Annotated in this window: 17 protein-coding genes; 10 read left to right on the forward strand and 7 right to left on the reverse strand. The window is 73.0% G+C overall.

Annotated elements, in window-relative coordinates:
* Positions 1 to 10 precede the first annotated feature (10 nt).
* The 5 genes from ABZ719_RS08555 to ABZ719_RS08575 all read left to right on the forward strand — a co-directional run bounded on the left by ABZ719_RS08555 (position 11) and on the right by ABZ719_RS08575 (position 4,221).
* Positions 11 to 1,597: a GMC family oxidoreductase N-terminal domain-containing protein gene (locus ABZ719_RS08555; RefSeq protein ID WP_366724450.1), complete on the forward strand. Its 1,587-nt coding sequence runs from the start codon at positions 11 to 13 to the stop codon at positions 1,595 to 1,597.
* Positions 1,584 to 2,417, forward strand: a complete 834-nt coding sequence (locus ABZ719_RS08560) for an ester cyclase (RefSeq protein ID WP_366724451.1) — start codon at positions 1,584 to 1,586, stop codon at positions 2,415 to 2,417. The genes ABZ719_RS08555 and ABZ719_RS08560 overlap by 14 nt, the downstream gene beginning before the upstream one ends.
* A 40-nt stretch (positions 2,418 to 2,457) precedes the next feature.
* Positions 2,458 to 2,832, forward strand: coding sequence for a nuclear transport factor 2 family protein (locus ABZ719_RS08565; protein WP_037859218.1), 375 nt, complete (start codon positions 2,458 to 2,460; stop codon positions 2,830 to 2,832).
* 5 nt (positions 2,833 to 2,837) lie between these two features.
* Positions 2,838 to 3,281 (forward strand): VOC family protein, encoded by a 444-nt coding sequence (locus ABZ719_RS08570; protein ID WP_366724452.1) that lies wholly within the window; start codon positions 2,838 to 2,840, stop codon positions 3,279 to 3,281.
* Positions 3,282 to 3,390: 109 nt separating this feature from the next.
* The gene (locus ABZ719_RS08575) at positions 3,391 to 4,221 is read left to right on the forward strand and encodes an SDR family NAD(P)-dependent oxidoreductase (RefSeq protein ID WP_366724453.1); all 831 of its coding nucleotides are present in this window, start codon (positions 3,391 to 3,393) and stop codon (positions 4,219 to 4,221) included.
* Between the two features lie 61 nt (positions 4,222 to 4,282).
* On the opposite strand, the gene ABZ719_RS08580 is transcribed toward ABZ719_RS08575, so the two are convergent.
* From ABZ719_RS08580 to ABZ719_RS08600, 5 genes are all read right to left on the reverse strand, one after another.
* Complete coding sequence (locus ABZ719_RS08580; protein ID WP_366724454.1) at positions 4,283 to 5,911, reverse strand: FAD-binding protein; 1,629 nt, start codon at positions 5,909 to 5,911, stop codon at positions 4,283 to 4,285.
* A 166-nt stretch (positions 5,912 to 6,077) separates the two neighbouring features.
* On the reverse strand, positions 6,078 to 7,487 hold the full coding sequence (locus tag ABZ719_RS08585; RefSeq protein WP_366724455.1) for an MFS transporter: 1,410 nt from the start codon (positions 7,485 to 7,487) through the stop codon (positions 6,078 to 6,080).
* A gap of 7 nt (positions 7,488 to 7,494) precedes the next feature.
* Positions 7,495 to 8,958 carry an aldehyde dehydrogenase family protein gene (locus ABZ719_RS08590; RefSeq protein ID WP_366724456.1) on the reverse strand — a complete coding sequence of 488 codons (1,464 nt, stop codon included), beginning with the start codon at positions 8,956 to 8,958 and terminating at the stop codon, positions 7,495 to 7,497.
* A gap of 187 nt (positions 8,959 to 9,145) precedes the next feature.
* Entirely contained in the window at positions 9,146 to 10,291 is a 1,146-nt protein-coding gene (locus ABZ719_RS08595; protein WP_366724457.1) for a low temperature requirement protein A, read from the reverse strand.
* Between the two features lie 322 nt (positions 10,292 to 10,613).
* A complete protein-coding gene (locus tag ABZ719_RS08600) occupies positions 10,614 to 11,507 on the reverse strand; it encodes an NADP-dependent oxidoreductase (protein WP_366724458.1) in 894 nt (297 codons plus the stop codon).
* 87 nt (positions 11,508 to 11,594) lie between these two features.
* Here ABZ719_RS08600 and ABZ719_RS08605 point away from each other — a divergent pair, with 87 nt between their 5' ends.
* Positions 11,595 to 12,197, forward strand: a complete 603-nt coding sequence (locus tag ABZ719_RS08605) for a helix-turn-helix domain-containing protein (protein WP_366724459.1) — start codon at positions 11,595 to 11,597, stop codon at positions 12,195 to 12,197.
* 233 nt (positions 12,198 to 12,430) lie between these two features.
* Positions 12,431 to 12,610, forward strand: coding sequence for a hypothetical protein (locus ABZ719_RS08610; protein ID WP_366724460.1), 180 nt, complete (start codon positions 12,431 to 12,433; stop codon positions 12,608 to 12,610).
* A 940-nt stretch (positions 12,611 to 13,550) separates the two neighbouring features.
* Here the strand turns inward: ABZ719_RS08610 and ABZ719_RS08615 are convergent.
* The gene (locus tag ABZ719_RS08615) at positions 13,551 to 13,958 is read right to left on the reverse strand and encodes a hypothetical protein (RefSeq protein WP_366724461.1); all 408 of its coding nucleotides are present in this window, start codon (positions 13,956 to 13,958) and stop codon (positions 13,551 to 13,553) included.
* Positions 13,959 to 14,634: 676 nt separating this feature from the next.
* Between ABZ719_RS08615 and ABZ719_RS08620 the strand changes: the two genes are divergently transcribed.
* Positions 14,635 to 16,458 (forward strand): glycoside hydrolase family 15 protein, encoded by a 1,824-nt coding sequence (locus ABZ719_RS08620; protein WP_366724462.1) that lies wholly within the window; start codon positions 14,635 to 14,637, stop codon positions 16,456 to 16,458.
* 73 nt (positions 16,459 to 16,531) lie between these two features.
* Here the strand turns inward: ABZ719_RS08620 and ABZ719_RS08625 are convergent, their stop codons facing one another.
* Positions 16,532 to 17,371 carry an SDR family oxidoreductase gene (locus ABZ719_RS08625; RefSeq protein ID WP_366724463.1) on the reverse strand — a complete coding sequence of 280 codons (840 nt, stop codon included), beginning with the start codon at positions 17,369 to 17,371 and terminating at the stop codon, positions 16,532 to 16,534.
* Positions 17,372 to 17,813: 442 nt separating this feature from the next.
* Here ABZ719_RS08625 and ABZ719_RS08630 point away from each other — a divergent pair, with 442 nt between their 5' ends.
* Together ABZ719_RS08630 and ABZ719_RS08635 are read left to right on the forward strand one after the other, a co-directional pair.
* The gene (locus ABZ719_RS08630; protein WP_366724464.1) at positions 17,814 to 18,041 is read left to right on the forward strand and encodes a ferredoxin; all 228 of its coding nucleotides are present in this window, start codon (positions 17,814 to 17,816) and stop codon (positions 18,039 to 18,041) included.
* The gene (locus tag ABZ719_RS08635) at positions 18,038 to 19,429 is read left to right on the forward strand and encodes an FAD/NAD(P)-binding oxidoreductase (protein ID WP_366724465.1); all 1,392 of its coding nucleotides are present in this window, start codon (positions 18,038 to 18,040) and stop codon (positions 19,427 to 19,429) included. The genes ABZ719_RS08630 and ABZ719_RS08635 overlap by 4 nt, the downstream gene beginning before the upstream one ends.
* The last annotated feature ends 6 nt before the right edge of the window (positions 19,430 to 19,435 follow it).

The following is a 19,435-nucleotide window of genomic DNA, read 5'->3' on the forward strand; positions in this document are numbered from 1 at the left end:
GGAGGTTCCCATGTCGTACGACTACGTCGTCGTCGGCGCCGGCAGCGCGGGCTGCGCCGTGGCGAGCCGGCTCAGCGAGGACCCGGACGTGACCGTGCTGCTCCTGGAGGCGGGCGGCTGGGACGAGCGGCCGGAGATCCACCGCACCGACGCGGCTTCCCTGCTCGCCCTGCTGAGCAGCGAGTGGAGCCCCACGATCGACTGGGGCTACGCGACCGAGCCGGAGTCCGCTCTCGGCGGCCGCCGCGTCCCGGTGGCCCGCGGCAAGGTGGCGGGCGGCTGCAGCTCCGTGAACGCCCTGATGTGGGTGCGCGGCAGCCGCCACGACTACGACGGCTGGGCGGCGCTGGGCAACCCCGGCTGGTCGTACGCGGACGTCCTGCCCGCTTTCCGCCGTGCCGAGGACTACGACCGCGGCGGCGACGCGCTGCGCGGCAAGGGCGGCCCGGTGCGGGTGCGCGACCACACCGCTCCCACGCCGGTCGCCGATGCGTTCGTCGCGGCCACCCGCCGGCTCGGCTTCGACGCGCCGGGCGACGACTACAACGGCGAGCGGCAGGACGGCTACGGCTTCCTGTACCAGACGACCCGCACCGACGACGGCACCCGCGCCTCGACCGCGACGGCCTACCTGCGTCCCGCGCTCGACCGCCCCAACCTGACCGTGGCCACCGGCGCGCACGCCACCCGGCTGCTGCTGGACGGCACCCGCGCCACCGGTGTCGCCTACGTGCGGGACGGGCAGCGGCAGCAGGCGTGGGCGGACGAGGAGGTCGTGGTCTGCGCGGGCGCCTTCGAGACGCCGAAGCTGCTGATGCTCTCCGGCATCGGGCCGGCCGCGCACCTGCGTGCGCACGGCATCGGTGTCGTCCAGCACCTGCCGGGTGTCGGCGGCAATCTGCAGGACCACCTGTTCGTGCCGGTGTGCTACCGCTCCCGCGAGGAGCACCCCGAAGGGGCGCTGCTGGCCGAGGCGGGCCTGTTCACGCACACCCAGGGGGACGCGGAGGGCCGGGCGCCCGATCTCCAGTTCACGTTCGGGCCGGTCAAGTTCCTCGCCCCCGACGCGCCCGCCGACCAGCACGCCGGGCCCGGCTTCACGTTCGCGCCGATCGCGCTGCTGCCCGAGAGCCGCGGCCGCCTGCGGCTGCGCTCCACCGACCCGGCGGCCCCCGCCGTCGTGCAGGCGGGCTACCTGACGGCGGCGGCCGACGTGGACGTCCTGGTGCACGGGGTGCTGCTGGCCCGCGAGCTGGCGCACACCGCGGACTTCGACCGGCTGCGCGGCGAGGAACTGGGGCCCGGCGCGGGCGTGCGCGACCCCGGTGAGCTGCGCGCCTACGTCGCCGAACGGGCGACGACCCTGTGGCATCCGGCCGGCACCTGCCGCATGGGCACCGGGCCGGACGCGGTCACCGACCACGAACTGCGCGTGCACGGCATCACCGGGCTGCGGATCGCCGACGCCTCCGTGATGCCGCGGATCGTCGCGGGCAACACCAACGCGCCCAGCGTGATGATCGGCGAACGCGCGGCCGAGCTGATCAAGGACTCCCACCACCGACGGACCGAGGAGACCCACCATGCCCACCTCTGAGAGCACCGCCGAGAACTCCCCGAGCGTCGCGCTGTACCGGCGCTTCCTCGACGCGTTCAACGCCGCCGACTACGACGCCGTGGCCCAGGTCATCGGCGAGGACTTCACCGACCACCACCCCGGCTTCGAGATCAAGGGCCTGGACGACTACCTGACCGCGCTGCGCGCCGCCCACGCCACCTACGGCCTCAAGGGCGAGCTGCAGGAGGCGCTGCCCGTCGGCGCCGGGGGCGGCGACAAGGTCGTCACCCGGGTCCGGCTGACCGGGACGCACGGCGACACGGTCTTCGGCTTCCCGGCGACCGGACGCCCGGTGGAGTGGACCACCACCGAGATCTGGCGCGTCGAGGACGGCCGGTTCGTGGAGCGCTGGGCCCAGGACGACCTGCTCGGCCTGCGCGAGCAGGTCTCCACCGACGCGGCGAACCTGGCGACCGTGCAGGCGGTCAGCGACGCCGTGAACGAGCGCCGCTACGACGACCTGGACGAGCTGTTCGGCCCCACGTTCCGGGACAACAACCCGGCCTGGGACGTGGCGAGCCTGGACGAGCTGAAGGTCATCATCAAGGCCGCGCACGACGCCCTGGACTTCACCGTGCACCTGGACGCCCTGTACCCGGCGGCGCCGGACAAGGTGATCATGCACATCACCTTCCACGGCAAGCACGTCGCGCCCTTCTTCGGCCAGGAACCCGACGGCCGCGAGGTCTCCTGGACCAGCCTGGAGGTCTACCGCCTGGAGGACGCCAAGGTCGTCGAGCGCTGGGTGCAGGCCGACACCGCCGGCCTGATGCGCCAGCTCGGCGTGGAGCTTCCGTGACCCGCGCAACCCGCCGAACCCCTGCGCCGAGGAGGCCGCGATGAACACCCGAGAGATCGTCGACACCTACTACCGGCTCGCCAACGCCGGTGACTGGGACCCCTGGTGCGACCTGTTCGCCGTCGACCAGACGATGGACGAGCAGCTCGCCGGGCACGTGGAGGGCCGCGAGACGCTGCGGGACATGATGAAGGGGTTCCCGCAGATGTACGCGTCCTTCTCGAACGTCCCCGTGCACATCGTCGTCGACGGCGACCAGGCCGCCGTCGTCTCGCACATCTCCGCCCGCACCCCGGGCGGCGAGTCCGTCGAGGCGGACGTGTGCAACTACTTCCGGATCGCCGGCGGCGAGATCGTCTACATGACGAACGTGCACGACACGGTCCCCTTCGCCGCCGTCACCGGTGGGGCGTGAGGCCGGTGTCCGCACCCGCAGGCGTCCGCTGGGCGCACGTCGGTCTCAACTGCCGTGACCAGCGGGCCACGGAGGAGTTCTACCGGCGCTGGTTCGGCTTCGAGCGGGCCCGCGTCGTGGAGGCCGACGGCAGCCGGGTCGTCTTCCTCAAGGCCGGCCCCGTCTACCTCGAACTCTTCCCCACCGGCTCCGCGCCCGCCTTCGCCACCGCCAAGGACGGCCCGGACAACCCCGGCGCCGTCCGTCACCTGGCCTTCCAGGTCGACGACGTGGACGCGTTCATGGCGGCGGCCGACGGGGAGCTGGAGGTGCTGCTCGGGCCGCTGGCCTTCGACGCGTTCATCCCCGGCTGGAAGACGGTCTGGGTGGCCGACCCCGACGGCGTCGTCGTCGAGGTGAGCCAGGGCTACACGGACCAGAGCCCCGAAGAACTGCGGTCCTACGCGTGAGCGCGTGATCCGCGTACGCCCGCACCGGGCACGGCCGGTCGACCTCGACCGGCCGTGCCTTCCACCATGTTCCGACGCACACGAGGGAACGACCAGGAAGATGGACACCATGAGCCCTGTCAGCGAACAGACCATCCTCATCACCGGCGCGACCGACGGACTCGGCCGCGCCCTCGCCCACGAACTCGCCGACCAGGGCGCCACACTGATCCTGCACGGCCGCAGCGCCCGCAAGGGGCAGGAGCTGCTGGAGGAGCTGCGGGCGAAGACCGGCGCGGACCGGTTCCGCTACGAGCTGGCCGACTTCTCCTCCCTGGAGGAGATCCGCGCCCTGGCCGACCGGATCGTGGCCGGGTACGAACGGCTCGACGTCCTCGTCAACAACGCCGGGATCGGCGTGGAGCCGGCGCGCCAGGAGAGCCAGGACGGCCACGAACTCACCTTCCAGGTGGACTACCTGGCGGGGTACGTCCTCAGCTGCCGGCTGGCGCCGCTCCTGGTGCGCTCCGCGCCCGCCCGCATCGTCAACGTCACCTCGGCCGGGCAGGCCCCGATCGACTTCGACGACGTGATGCTGGAACGCGGCTGGGACGGCGGGCAGGCGTACTGCCAGGCCAAGCTGGCCCAGATCAGCCTCACCAAGGACCTGGCCGAGCAGCTCGCCGGCACCGGGGTCACGGTCAACGCCCTGCACCCGGCCTCGTACATGCCGACGAAGATCGTGGTGAACCTCTTCACCCCGCAGAGCACCCTGGAGGAGGGCACGCGCAACACCGCCCGCCTCGTCACCGACCCGGCGCTCGCCGAGGTCAGCGGCGAGTACTTCAACCGGACCACCCCCTCGCGGGCCGGTGCCCAGGCGTACGACCCGGCGGCGCGGGCGCGGCTGCGGGAGCTGAGCGAGTCGCTGACGGGCGTCGTCTTCCCGTCGCTCGGCTGACGCACCCGGCGGCGCGCGGCCCCGCCTCCCCCGCAGTCCGGGGAGGCGGGGCCGCGGTGTCTCACCGGCAGGCCGTGACGGACAGCGCGTGGTGGAAGACGTCGCGCGGGTCCCACTTCTTCTTCACCGCTTGCAGGCGCGGGTGGTTGCCCTTCCAGTACAGGGTCTGCCAGGGCACCCCGGAGGTGTTCCAGCGCGGGTCGGTCAGGTCCGGGTCGGGATAGTTGATGTACGACCCGTCGGCGTCGCCGTCGGGCAGCGGCACGCCCCCGGTGGCGGCGTAGAAGTCCCGGTACAGGGCGCGCAGCCAGGCGACGTGCCGGTCGTCCTCGGCCGGGTCGGTCCAGTAGGTCAGGAAGTTGGCCTTCAGCATCGAGTCGCGCTGGGCGAGGGCGGTGGCGTCGGGGGCGACCTTGGTCACCTGGGCCCCGTAGGAGAAGAGGATCGCGCCGCCGTGCCCCGTGTACGCCGGGTCGCTGAGGTTGCGGTACAGGACCGCGAGCTGTGCCGCGGACCAGCCCTTGCGCAGGTAGGCGCCCTTGAACTTGCCGCGGTTGTACAGCCCGGTGTCGTAGTGGTCCTTGAGGGACTCCTTCAGCCAGGGGGTGCTGTGCGCGGTGGTGGTGTGCGGGGCGCTCACGCCGTCGGCGACCGCGGCGATGTAACTGTCCAGCAGCTGACGGGAGTCGGGCAGGGACCCGTCGAGCTGGGCGGTGAGGGAGACGGCGCCCTGGACGTAGTTGTAGAGCAGCAGGGCGCTGTTGAGGGTGTCGTAGTCGGTGCCCGGTTCGTTGTGGGCGGCGTGCCAGGCGTTGTGGTTGCGGACGATGCGGGTGAAGTCCGCCTCGGTCAGGTCCGTCCACTTCCAGCTGGTGGAGGTCTTGAGCAGGCTGTGCGGCGGCTTGGGCAGCAGGCCCGCCGGGTCGGTGCCGGTGGCGCCCGGGGAGCGGAACCAGAACCGGGTGACGATCCCGAACTGGCCGCCGCCACCGCCGGTGTGGGCCCACCACAGCTCCCGGTTGGGGTCGTCGGCCTCGCGGGTGGCGATCACGGAACGGGCGGTGCCCGCGGAGTCGACGTACACCACCTCCACGGCGTACAGATGGTCCACGACCGCGCCGTACTTGCGGTTGAGGGGACCGTAGCCGCCGCCGGTGACATGGCCGCCCACGCCGACGGTGGGGCAGTCGCCTGCCGGTATGGTCACGCCCCACTCCAGGTAGAGGGTGCGGTAGACCTGGCCGAGGGTGGCGCCGCCCTGGACGCTGAAGGCCCGCCGGGACGCGTCGTAGCCGACGGCGTTCATCTCCGACAGGTCGACGAGGATCCGTACCTCCGGGTCGTCGACGAGGCCGTCGAGGCAGTGTCCGCCGCTGCGCACCGTGATGCGGGCGCCGGTCGTGACCGCCTCCTGGACGGCGGCGACGACCTGCTCGGTGGAGTGCACGAGGCGGATCGCGTCGGGTCTGGCGGCGAACCGGGCGTTGTACCCGCGCTGGGTGAGGTCCAGGTAGCGCGGGTCCGAGGCGGTCACGGTGACGGTGTCGACGACGGCCGGGACGGCCGGGCCGGTGGCGGCCTGCCCGGCCGCCGCGGGCTGGGCCGCCTGTGCGGCCGGGGTGCCGAGGACGGCGGCGCCGCCGACGCCGGTGGCGGTGCCGAGGAAACCTCGGCGGGTCAGTCGAGCCATGTCCGCTCCTTCGGGGAAGCTCTTCGGTGAGCTGGGTGGGTGACTGCTTGGGGTGGACCGCGTCGGGTGCGCTGCGAGCGGCGCCGCCCGGCCGGCGGCCGGGCCAAAAAGGGCTGCCGCCCCTGGAGCGGACTCCAAGAACGGCAGCGGGGGCGGGAGGTGGGCGTCAGCCGGTGGCCCGGGCCGGGTTCTCGGCCGCGACGGCCGCGCGGGCGCCGCCCGCCACGGATGCCTGCCCCGGCGTCTGCCGCGCCACGAGCAGCCCCGCGGCCACGGCGGCCGCCAGCCCGATCAGCGGCACCACGGCGAGCACGCCGATCGCGGTGGACAGGCTCATCGCGCCGACCATGCCGCCGACGGCGGCGGAGCCGAGCGAGCCGCCCGTGATGAACACGAGCTGGAAGACACCGGCGGCCACGCCGTGCACGGAGCTGTCGACCAGGTGCGGCACCGCGGCCATCAGCGCGACCTGGCCGGCGCTGAACCCGGACACGCAGGCGGCGACCGCGACGACCAGGGCGACGGGCTGGCGCCCGGCGAACGCGGCGAGCAGCAGGCCGGCGGCGCTGAGCACGGTGAGCGCGGTGACCAGGCGCAGCGGGCCCACCTTGTGGGCGAGACCGCCGGCCGTCCGCGAGAGGACCGCGCTGACCACACCGGTGGGCAGCAGGATCAGGCCGATCTGGGTGACGCTCAGGTCGTGGTCCATGAGGATCAGCCGGGGCGCCGCGAACTGGATGATGAGGTAACCGGCGAAGAGGGTGAACCCGGCCGCGGCGGCCAGCACGAAGCGGGCGTTGCTCACCACGAGGCGCGGCAGGAACCCGTCGGGCACCCGGCGCACGTGCCACACGGTGGCCGCGGCCAGCGCGACGGCGAGCACCGCGAGCACCAGGACCAGGGTCTCCTTCAGGTGGGTGGTGCGGGCCTGGAGGAGGACCGCCAGGGCCGCGGCGAGGGCGAGGCAGAGCACCGCGCCGCGTGCGTCAAGGCGTTCGGGGCGCGGCTGGGTGGCGGGGGCGATGCGCAGCACCCAGACCGCGGCGAGCGCCGAGAGACCGGGCAGCGCGAGCGCCGCCTGCCAGCCGATCAGGTCGGTGAGGGCGCCCCCGAGCAGCGCGCCGCCGCCGGAGACGATGCCGACGACGGCACCCATCGTGCCGATGGTGCGTCCGCGTTCGCCCGGTTCGGTGAAGAGCCGGTTGGCGACGCCGAAGGAGAGCACGGCGGCGACGCCTCCGCCGATGCCCTGGAGCATGCGGCCCGCGATGACGGCCGGGAACCAGGGGACGGCGACGACGAGGACGGTGCCGGCCAGCAGCAGCACCATGCCGGTGACGATGGGCATGCGCAGACCGCGGATGTCGGCGAGGCGGCCGGCGAGGGCGGAGGCGACGGAGAGGGTCAGCGTGTAGCCCGCCAGCACCCAGGCCGTCGCCCCGGAGGCCACCGAGAGGCTGTCGCCGAGCGCGGGCAGCGCGATGGGCGTGGCGGACATTCCGAGCGCGCTGGGCGCCAGGAACGCGCCCAGCACGAGCCCGGCGGAGAGGGCGCCGGGGCGGGTTTGGTCGGACATCTCTACCTCAATCGACATTGACGTACACGGTCTTGTACTGCAGGTACTCCTCGATCCCCTCGGGGCCCAGCTCGCGGCCGTAGCCGGAGGACTTGTAGCCGCCGAAGGACGTGGAGTTCTCGAACGCCGCCCAGGTGTTGACCCAGACGATCCCCGCCTGCAGCCGGGCGGCCACGGTGTGGGCGCGGCGCACGTCGCGGGTGTGCAGGCCCGCGGCGAGCCCGTAGGGCGTGCCGTTGGCGATCTCGACGGCCTCCTCGTCGGTGTCGAACGGCAGAACCGTCACGACCGGGCCGAAGATCTCCTCCTGGGCGATGCGCATCTGCGGGTGAGCGCCGGTGAAGAGCGTGGGCTGGTGGAAGTAGCCCGGCCCGTCGTGGCCGCGCTCACCGCCGTAGGCGACGGTGGCGCCCTCCTCGCGGCCGATGCCGACGTACTCGACGACCTTGTCCAGTTGCTGCCGGTGCGCCAGCGGGCCGAGCACGGTGGTCTCGTCCAGCGGGTCACCGACCGGTATCGCGCCCAGGACGCCGGTCAGCGCCTCCACCACCTGGTCGTGCACGGAGCGGTGCACCAGCAGCCGGGAGCCGCTCATGCAGAACTGGCCGGTGTTGAAGAACCCGGCCTGGAAGGCGGCCTGCACGGCCGGTTCGATGTCGGCGTCGCCGAAGACGATGTTGGCGCCCTTGCCGCCGAGTTCCACGGTGACCTTCTTCAGGGTCGCGGCAGCGGCGGCGATCAGGCGCTTGCCGGTGGCCGTGGAGCCGGTGAAGGAGATCTTGTCGACGCCGGGGTGTTCGACGAGCGCGCCCCCGACCTCGGCGCCGCCGCCGGTGACGACGTTGTGGACGCCTTCGGGCAGCCCGGCCTCGGCCAGGATGCGGGCGAGCGCGAGGGCCGTCAGCGGGGTCTGCTCGGCGGGCTTGTGGACGATCGTGTTGCCCGCGGCGAGCGCGGGGGCGATCTTGTTGACCGCGAGGTTCAGCGGGAAGTTGAACGGGGTGATCGCGCCGACCACGCCGAGGGGCTCGCGCCGCGTGTACTGCAGGGAGCGGGCGCCCGCCGGGCGGGCCGCGCCCTCCAGCTGCTCGACCATCCCGGCGTAGTAGCGGAAGATCTCGGCGGCGGCCCGGACGTCGAAGCCGCGGGTGAACGTGATCGGCTTGCCGACGTCGAGCGTCTCCAGCCGGGCCAGTTCCTCTCCGGCGGCCTCGATGCCGTCGGCCACGCGCAGCATCAGGCGGGCGCGCTCCTTGGCGGGCATCGCGGGCCAGGGCCCCACGTCGAAGGCGCGCCGCGCCGCCTGTACGGCCCGGTCGAGGTCACTCGTCCCGGCCCAGGCCACCTCGCATATCGGCTGCTCCGTCGCCGGGTTGATGTCCTGGACGGTCTCCCCGGAGTCCGCGGGCTGGAACTTGCCGTCGATGAACAGGGAGCCGTCGCCGACGGCCTGGGTCGTTGGGATCGTCATCGGACCACTCCTTCGCGAACGGATGCAGGACTGCCGCGCACCGCGCGCCGCGGCCTTGTACGCAAGAAAGCTAGGGGCGGCCGCGAGGCGGCCGCCGGACGGCGGGACGGGGTCGGCACACTGCGTCAAGTCGCCGTGCGGACCTGGCCACTTGGCGGTGGCGTGTGCCGGGCCGCCCCCACCCGTCTCAGTGCTTGACGAAGATCAGCGGGACGTGCCGGCCGCCGGTCAGCAGCCAGTGTTCGAGGCCGTTGACGGCGACGAGCACGAACGCCACGGCGGCCAGCGTGGCCAGGCCCGGTACCAGGGGTGCGGCGACCGCCACGCCGAGCAGCACGAGCCCGCCCGCGAAGCGGGTCACGGAGGCGGCGCCGAACATCCGGCGGCGTGTGTAGCAGAAGGTGAGCGTGAACAGGGCGGCGCCGGCGGGCAGCAGCCCCGCGGCCAGCCGGTACGGCGTCACGGTCGGCTCCGCGACGATCCGCTCGGCGCCGACGGCCACCAGCAACAGCCCGCAGACCAGGACGAGATGGCCGTAACTCAGGACATCGCGCACGACGACGGCGGGGGTCGGATGGGAGCGCAGGGCGTAGGCGACGGCGGACGCGGCGAGGTGGAAGTAGAGCCACCACAGTCCGCAGCCGGTGAGGAACGCGAGGGCCACGGCCGCCAGTTCGGTGGATCCGAGGTGGCGGCCGCCCACCCAGGCCCCGACGGAGACGACATTCTCTCCCAGGGCGATGATGATGAACAGGCCGAAACGTTCCGGCAGATGGTTGACGCCGAAGGCGAGCTGCCGCAGATGGCCGCTCAGGACGAGCGGAGCGAGGATCTCGGCGACGACGGCGACGGTCCACCCGGCGGTGCGCATCTGGTCCGGCAGCGCGGTCACCCCGAACAGGGCCAGCGCGAAGGCGAGCCCCGCCCGGTAGGGGTGGATGGTGTAGACGGCGCACTCACGCCGTATCGCCTCGCCTATCAGCAGCCGCAGGGCGAGGTAGCTCCCCGCGTACAGCAGCGCCTCCGGCCTGCTCTCCAGTGCGTGCTGGGCGGACATGCCCATCCCGTAGGTGGCGAGGCCGGCCAGGAGCAGGAACACCCGCTGCAGGGTGGTCTCGTGCACGGCGTTCATCGCCATCACGACGTCGACCCACGCCCACCACAGCGGCACCAGGACGAGCAGGCAGCCGCCCAGCCGGGACCAGCCGGGGTGCAGGGCGAGCACGTGGGCGACCTGGCTGACCCCGAAGGCGAGCACCAGGTCGTAGAAGAGTTCCGTCCATGTGGCCCGCTCACGCACGTCGACGCGCGTCCGGGCAATGACTTCGGCCACCGCTGCACCAGCTTCCTCTCGGCGTACGGACCTGCGACAGGAATCACGGATTGCAGCACTGACTGTGTACAGCGGCCGGGTGCGCGGCGGACCGGCGGGCGGTGGGGGCGGGGCATTGCGGGAAGTCGGTGGGCCGTCTGTCCCAACTCACCGGGGACGGGCGAAGGAACCAGGCGTTCCGCCGGCCCTCGCCCGCGGTGCGGCCCTGCCGGGCCCTCGCCCAGGGGGCGGCCTCCCGTGGACCGGGTGCCCGCGGGGGGCCGCGCACGGCCACCGCCGGCGAGTTCCCGGCTCGCCGGCGGTGGCCGTGCGCGGGTCCGGCTCAGACGATCAGGACCCGGCGCCCGCGCGCGTGGCCGGCCTGGCTGTCGACGTGCGCCGCCGCGGCGTCGGCGAGCGCGTACGTCTTCTCGACGGGGATGTGGAGCCCGCCCCGCTCGATCAGTGCGACGGCCTCGGCGAGCGCGTCCGGCACACTCCCGGCCACGCCGGAGAAGCGGACGCCGTACCGCGGCGCGTCGAGGTCCGCGATGGAGATCACCTTGTTCGGGTCCCCGGTCAGCTCGACGAGTTCGCGGATCACGCCCGAGCCGGCCAGGTCGAGGGCCGCGTCGGTCCGGCCGAGCCGCCGCACCCGCTCGACCCACCCCTCGCCGTACGTCGTGGGGAGGGCGCCCAGGCCGCGCAGGTAGTCCTGGTTGGCGGCCCCGGCCGTGCCGATCACCGTGATGCCGCGGTCGCGGGCGATCTGCAGGACCGCCGACCCCACCCCCCCGGCCGCGCCGCTGACCAGCAGCGTCTGTCCGGACCGCACACCGACCTCACGCAGGACACGCAGCGCGGTCTCCACCACGGAGGGGTACCCGGCCGCCTCCTCGAACGTCAGGCCGTCGGGCATCCGGGCCCAGGCCGACAGCACCGCGAACTCGGCGTAGGTGGAGACACCTTCACCGAACACGTGGTCCCCCACCTCGACACCGTCGACCCCCTCGCCGACCTCGTCCACCACACCGGAGGCGTCCAGCCCGACTCCGGAGGGCAACTCGATCGGATGGGCCTTGAGGACCTGCCCTTCACGGATCCTCCAGTCGACGGGGTTCACACCCGCCGCCCGCACAGCGATGCGCACCTGGCCGGGGCCCGCGTGGGGCTCCTCGGCATCTTCCAGGCGCAGGACTTCCGGACCGCCGAACTCGGCGAAGCTCACTCTCTTCATGCGACCGAACATAACACTAACGGTTAGGTTTCCGGAACAGCTCTTACTTTGTAGCAGTTATTGTTACGTATCTGCTAGTATCAGTCCATGACCGAGCCGCTCGGACGCCGAGAGCGCAAGAAGGCCGCCACCCGCCAGAAGATCGCCGACACGGCCCTGCGGCTCTTCCTGGAACGCGGGTACGACGCGGTAGGCATCCGGGACGTGGCCGCCGAGGCCGACGTCGCCGTGACCACGCTCTTCTCGCACTTCCCCTCGAAAGAGGCCCTGGTGTTCGAGCAGGACCAGGACTTCGAGCGCCGCCTCACCCGGGCGGTCACCGACCGGGCGCCCGGGGAGCCGCTCATGCCCTCGCTCCGCCGCGAGATGCACGCCCTGGTGCGCCATTGCACGGCGGACGGCGCCGCCCCGATCTGGCGCATGATCGACGCGTCGCCCGCCCTGCGGCAGTACGAGCAGTCGATGCGGCTGCGCCACGCGGAGTCGCTGGCGGCGGCCGTCGCCGCGGACCTCTCTCTGCCGGGGACCACCACGGCGTGCCGGTCGATCGCGAGGTTCGTGATCGACGCCTTCTCGCTGGCCCGTGACGCGGAGGATCCGCAGGCCGCGGTGGACGAGGTCTTCCGGATGATCGAGGCGGCCTGGGAGACCACCGGCCACGCAGTGGCCGGCGCCTCGAGCGGGGCCTGACGCCCCGGCCTCGGTGCCCCCTGCCTCCGCCCCGCTCCCGCACACCTCGCACAGGCCCCGCCGCCCGCCGCGGCCCTCCCCCGCCGTGCCCCGTGGTCCGGCCGGAGGCGCTCCAGGCCCTGAACGACCGCGGGCGGCCCTCCTGGACGCCCCTGACCGGCCCGCCGCCGAACCGGACGCGCACGTCCACCGCCGCTCGCCCGACCACGCCCCCTCCCTCACCAGGAGTTCCCGTGTCCGCCGAGGACCTCAACGCACACGCCTGGACCGTCTACGGACAGCGCCAGTTGACCCGCGCCTTCGTGCCGCCCGTCCCCCGGCGGATGAACTGGGCCCCCTGGGAGGGTGTCGGCCCCGGCCCTGTACGGCCCCGTGCCGTGCCCGCACACCCGGCGCGGGCGGTCCTCCCCTGAGCGCGCTGGTCCGTGCCGGGCAGGGACCGGAGCCGGCGGTGGCCGGCCGGGCGGGCAGCGGCTGCGGTGGCGTACGGACAGGTGCGGCGGCCCCGGAGTCCCACCGAGCCGGTCCCGCCCGGCGGGTGGTACGGGCTGACCAGGTGCCCGCCGGCCGTTGCCGGACTGGTCGGGACGGACGGCGGTGACGTACTGAGGGACGCGCTGGGATCGCCGCCGGGTGGCGGCGGTACCGAGCCGGTGGCGGAGCCCGGTGGGCAGGCGCTCGGGTCCGCACCGCGGCCCGGGTGACGCGGGTGGGACGACGGCGGATCGCACGAAATGAGCCCGGCAGAAGCCGAGTTCACGCGCCGTCACTGCGGTCGGCGCCTCCCCGCACGCCCGATCCGCCTGGCCCGCACGGCTCTTGGGCAGGCCAGGCCGGCGCATGTCGTTCCTCAGCCGGAATCGGAGTAGTTTGGAACTACCTCGCATGGGTCGCGGTCCCGAATCCACGGGAGCCGTGGGTCCGGGACCGTTGGACGACCCTCGGGGACTGCGCAGGTGGTCAGGAGCGTGGACCGCCATGCAGGCGCCGTGGCGTCCCGCACTGCGCCTCCTGTTCCTCACGGCGCTGTCCGGGCGCGTGCGCCGGGACCGGTGCCGGCGGACCGAGTTCACGCCGCGGCCGTCGTAGGTCCAGGCGTCGCCGCCCGCAGGAGCGGACGTCGTCGGCCCGGGCCGAACTCACCGTGGCCACCCGGTCCTTGCCTTCCTGAACACGCCGGGTTCTCTGCTTCCTCGCCGTCCCTGGATCCCCCTGACGAACGTGACGCCCCGCTCCGCGCGTCGGCGCGGGGAGCGGGGCGTGCCTGGGTCGGATTCGTTCCGAAAGCCTGTCAGGGGCGCAGGTGTGCGTCCTCACGGAGGAGGGCGCACACCACGCGTTCACCGGTTGGGGTCAGCGGCCACCGCCGCCACCGCCGCCGTGGCCGCCACCGCCGCCGCCGTGGCCGCCACCGCCGCCGCCGTGGTCACCACCGCCGCCGTGGCCACCGCCACCGCCGTGGTCACCTCCGAAGCCGCCGTGGTCGCCGCCGAAGCCGCCGTGGTCGCCGCCGAAGCCGCCGTGGTCGCCGCCGTAACCGCCGTGGTCGCCGCCGTAACCGCCGTGGTCGCCGCCGTAGCCGCCGTAGCCGCAGTCGTCGCCCCACCAGCCGCAGTCGTCGTCGGAGTGGTGGGAATACGAGGACACGTGGGCCGTGGGGGCCGCCGCAGCGGTCCCGGCCGCGCCGATCGCGCCGCCGCCTGCCAGCAGGACGCCGGCCGCGGAGACGGCGAGCAGCCGCTTGGTGCGCTGCACGTTCATGGGAAATGCCTGCCTTCCGATGCCTCGCTCAACAGACTGAGTGAGAAGGCCGCGCGGTGAGGCACAGTAGATGGCTGCGCGGCCCCCAGCCGTGCCGCATACGGTGCGAAGCGCGTCTTACGGCCGGGTCTCCGGAGCCCTTTCCCGCAGGACGCGGGCGGCGCGGTGACCATGGCCCCGACGAGGGGGCCGGCCGGACGGGGCGTGTTCCACATCACGACACTGCCGCATACGCAAGTCTGGTCGGCGGCCACCTCCACCGCAAGCGGGACGACAGGCCCTGGCGGGGGCCGACCGGCCCCGGCAGGGCCTGATCCGGTCAGCCCGGGGTGGCCTCGCCGCGAGGCCCGCGTCACGGGAGCCGTCCGGGGCACCGGCACCGTGGCCCGGCCGCCGGCCAAAGCGTCCGGTGCACGGTGCCCCGCCCGTTCCACTGAGCTGCCTGCCATGGGGCCGGCGCCTGTCCCGGTGGACGCGCGGGTCCGGAGTCCGCCACGGCGGACGGCCCGCGCGAACCGGCCCACCGCCCGGCCGGGCCCCGGCCCCCGGCCCCGGCGCGACGGCGCCGCCGGCAGCGCCTCCTGACGGCGGCGGCACCCCTCCTGACGGTTCCGCATCCCGTGGCAGCCATCTCGCGCAGGGCGGACAGTGGAAGTGGGGCCCCCGGAGAAGCGAGATGATCATGGACCGTTACCCGCCCATCGCCGACCACGGCCTCGTCGGCGACCTGCAAACAGCCGCTCTGGTCTCGTCCCGGGGGGTCGTCGACTGGTTCGCGGCGCCCCGGTTCGACTCGCCCAGTGTCTTCGCCGCCCTGCTCGACCACGACCGCGGCGGGCACTTCCTGTTCGCGCCGGAGAGCGAGAACGCCACCTGCAAGCAGCTGTACTACCCCGACACCGCCGTCCTGGTCACCCGTTTCATGTCGCCGGACGGTGTCGGTGAGGTCTTCGACTGCATGCCACCGGACCGCACCGGCACCCCCACCGACGAGCATGCGCTGATACGCGGTGTGCGGGCGGTGCGCGGCACGGTGCGCTTCACGCTGGAGTGCCGTCCGCGCTTCGACTACGGCCGGGCCACCCACCGTCTCGACCTGCGCGACGGCACCGCCACCTTCCGTGCGCCCGGTGTCACGGCGCACCTGCAGGGCACCTTCCCCCTGGAGCGCGACGGCACGGACGTGCGGGGCACGGTGACGCTGAGAGCCGGCGAGATGGCCGCGGCGGTCTTCACCGTCGGCGGGGACCAGCTCGCCGCCCCGCCGCCGCTCACCCCGGACGGGGCGATGGACCGGTTCTGGGACGTCGTGGACTTCTGGCACCGCTGGGTGCGCTGCTCCCGGTACCGCGGCCGGTGGCCGGGTGTGGTGCACCGCTCGGCGATCACGCTCAAGCTGCTCACGTACGCCCCCACGGGGGCTCCGGTCGCCGCGGCCACCATGGGCCTGCCCGAGCAGGTCGGGGGCGAACGCAACTGGGACTACCGCTACACCTGGGTCCGGGACGGCTCCCTGTCGGTGCGTGCCCTGCTCGACCTGGGGTTCGCCGAGGAGGCGGCCCGGTTCACGCGCTGGATGGGCGATCGGCTCCAGGCCCGGGAGGGCGTGGACGGCGAGCCGCTGCAGATCATGTACCGCGTCGACGGCGACCCCGACGTGCCCGAGGAGATCCTCTCGCACTGGGAGGGCTACCGGGGTTCGTACCCGGTGCGGCTGGGCAACGCGGCGGCCGATCAGCTGCAACTGGACATCTACGGCGAGGCGCTCTACGCCCTGTCGGAGGGACACGACGTCTCCCAGGGAGGCAGCTACCACGGCTGGAAGAACCTCGCGCGGACGCTCGACCGGCTGGCCGACTCCTGGGACCGCCCCGACGAGGGCATCTGGGAGACCCGGGGCGGGCGCAAGGACTTCACCTTCAGCCGGGTGATGGAATGGACGGCCTTCGACCGGGGCCTGCGCCTGGCCAGGGAGCAGAGCCGGCCCGCCGACGTGCCGAGATGGACCGCCGCTCGCGATGCGATCCTCGAACAGGTGATGGAGCGGGGCTGGAGCGAGAAGGAACAGGCCCTCGTGCAGCACTACGGCGGCGAGGTGCTCGACGCCTCGCTGCTGCTCATCCCCCGCGTCGGCTTCCTGGCACCCAGGACGGCCAGCTGGCTGTCGACGCTGGACGCGATGGACCGCACGCTGGTGTCGGACAGCCTCGTCTACCGCTACGACCCCACGGCCTCCCCGGACGGACTGCGGGGCTCCGAGGGGACCTTCAGCCTCTGCACCTTCCTCTACGTCGACGCCCTCGCCCTGGCCGGCCGGACCCGTCCGGCGCGCTACGCCTTCGAGAAGATGCAGACCTACGCCAACCACGTCGGCCTGTTCGCCGAGGAGATCGGCCCCAGCGGCGAGCAACTGGGCAACTTCCCGCAGGCTTTCACGCACCTGTCGCTGATCATGGCGGCGACCACCCTGGACGAGGCCCTGGACCGGCAGCGGGACTGAGAGCTGCGGACCGAAGCGGGCCCCGGCGGGAGCGGGACGGCGGGGCCCGGGCGGGCCAAGGGCGCGAAGCCGCTCAGCCGCCGGTCGCGAAGCCGGGGAAGAGGGTCATGCCGCCGTCCACGAAGAGGGTGGTGCCGACCACGTAGTCCATCAGGTCCGAGGCGAGCCCGACCACCGCGTGGGCGATGTCCTCCGGATCGCCCACGCGTCCGTAGGGGATCAGCCGCAACAGTTCCTTCTCGGCGTCGGCGGTGGTCCAGGCGCTCCGGTTGATGGGCGTCTTGATGGCTCCCGGAGCGACCGCGTTGACCCTGATCCGGTGCGGCGCGAGTTCCTGGGCGAGGGTCTCCATCATCATCTGGACACCCCCTTTGGAGGCCGCGTAGTTGACGTGACCGGCCCAGGGAATGAGCTGGTGCACCGAACTCATGCAGATGATCTTCCCGGCCGCACGCGACACCTCGGGGACGACTCCCCTCCTCATGAACTCCTTCGTCGCCTCCCGGGCACACAGGAACTGGCCGGTGAGGTTGACGTCCAGCACCTTCTGCCACTGGGACACCGTCATCTCGGTGAACGCGGCGTCGCGTTGCAGCCCGGCGTTGGCCACGAGGATGTCGATGGTGCCGAACTCCGCCACCATCCGTTCGGTCATCGCGACGACCTGGTCCTCCTGGGACACGTCCGCCTCGTACGCCATCGCGCGCACGCCGAACCCGGTGATCTCCTCGACCACCTGCTCGGCCTCCTCGCCGCCGGCGACGTAGTTGACGACCACGTCGGCCCCGGCGCGCCCCAGGCCGATGGCGGTCGCCTTGCCGATGCCCGAGTTCGCGCCGGTGACGAGGGCTTTCTGGCCCTTCAGCAGGTGTGAGGGTATGACGCCCCGAGGGGCTCCCTGAGTCACGCTCACGCCGTTCTCCTTCTCGACTGACCGCCCCCGCTCTCGTGGAGCCCTGCCGGCTCCTGTCGACACCGAACCATCACCGGACCCGCCGCACACGCCGGGCGGGGGCCGATTGCGCCGAACGGTCGAACGCGGCCGGGCCGGTGCCCCGGGCCGCGTGACCGGTTGCCCGGAGTGCGGCCGGCGGACGGCCGCGCTAGGCTTTTTGGCAGTCAGGTCACTGTTTCTCAGGCGGTTTCACCCGCCGGTCGCCTTGTACGCGATGACCATGAGCATCCGCGGCGACCCGCCGATCGCGGTGCAACTCCTCGCTTCCGCGGAGCCGAGCCACGGCTGCACCCCCTCGCTCTCGCCGTCCCGCGCCCCTCGCCCGCGCGCCGTGTGCTCGTCGCGCGCCCAGGGGCACCGGTTTGCGGGGCCACGGCTGCCAGTTTCTGCGGAGGTCGGGATGAGAGTCGTCGTCGATCTTTCTCGATGCGAAGGATACGCGCAGTGCGCCTTCCTGGCTCCGGACGCGTTCCGGATGCACGGCGAGGAAGCGCTGATGTACGACCCGAACGCGGACGACGCCCGGCGCGAGCAGGTCCTGCGCGCTGCCGCGGCCTGCCCCGTCCAGGCGATTCTGGTCGACCGGTTGGAGGGGCGCGCGGCGCCGTCGGAGGCGTCCACGCCATGACCAGCGCCGACAATCTGCAAGCGTTCAGGCGGGACGGCCGCATCGTGGTCGTCGGGGCGTCGCTGGCGGGCCTGCGGGCCGCCGAGGCCCTGCGCGACGAGGGCTTCACCGGGTCCCTGACGATGATCGGGGACGAGCTGGGCGAGCCCTACGACCGGCCTCCCCTGTCCAAGCAGGTGCTGACCGGGTGGGTACCGGCCGGGAACACCGCGCTGCCGCGCCGTCGCGACATCGGGGCGGAGTGGCTGCTGGGGGTGCCCGCCAGCGGGCTGGACCTGGCGACCAACCAGGTGCGTCTCGCCGACGGACGCGCCGTCCCCTTCGACCGGGTGCTGATCTCCACCGGCGTCCGGGCCCGGCCGTGGTTCGTGGAGAGCGAGGCGGCCCTGGACGGGGTCTTCGTCGTCCGTACCCGCGAACACGCCGCGGGCCTGCAACGGGCCCTGGCCGCCGGCCCCTCGCGGGTGCTGGTCATCGGCGCGGGATTCACCGGGTCCGAGATCGCCTCCATCTGCCGCGAGCGGGAGATCCCGGTGACCGTCGCCGAACTCGCGCCGGCCCCGCTGGTCGGTGCGCTCGGTGCCATGGTCGGTCAGGTCGCCGCGGACATGCAGCGCGACCACGGGGTCGACCTGCGCTGCGGTGTCAAGGTGACCCGGCTGGAGGGCGACGAGCAGGGGCGTCTTCGCCGCGCTCACTTCGACGACGGCACCACCGTCGACGCCGACGTGGCGGTGGTCGCCCTCGGGGGCATCCGCAACACGGAGTGGCTGCAGGGATCGGGGCTCGCGACGGGCGTCTGGGGCATCGCCTGCGACACCGGCTGCCGCGCCCTCGACCTCAACGGCCTGGTCACCGACGACGTCTTCGCCGCAGGTGACGTGGCACGCTGCCCCAACCCCATCTACGAGTACCGGCTCATCTCGTTGGAGCACTGGGCCAACGCGGTGGAGCAGGCGGAGGTGGCCGCGCACAACATGGTCAGCGGCCAGGCGGACCGCTGGCCCCATCTGTCGATCCCGCTGTTCTGGTCGATCCAGTTCGGGGTCAACATCAAGTCCGTCGGTGTGCCGACCTTCGCGGACGAGGTGGTCGTCACCCAGGGGTCGGTGCGCGAGCGCCGTTTCGTCGCCGCGTACGGCTATCACGGCCGCGTCACCGCGGCGGTGAGTTTCAACAACGCGAAGTGGCTGGACCACTACCGCAGGCTCATCGAGACGGCCGCTCCCTTCCCGCCCCCCTCCCCCGCCCCCGACCAGCCCGCCGACACCGAACCGGTGCCCGTCGACTTCCCCGGCCCGGCGCTGCTCGCCCAGGGCGCCACCGTGGTCGTCACCGGTCACAACCCCAGTGAGCGGCGCGTCACGGCCGCGTACCAGCACCGGTAGGAGGCA

Source organism: Streptomyces sp. NPDC006743 (assembly GCF_040703815.1).
Taxonomy (GTDB): domain Bacteria; phylum Actinomycetota; class Actinomycetes; order Streptomycetales; family Streptomycetaceae; genus Streptomyces.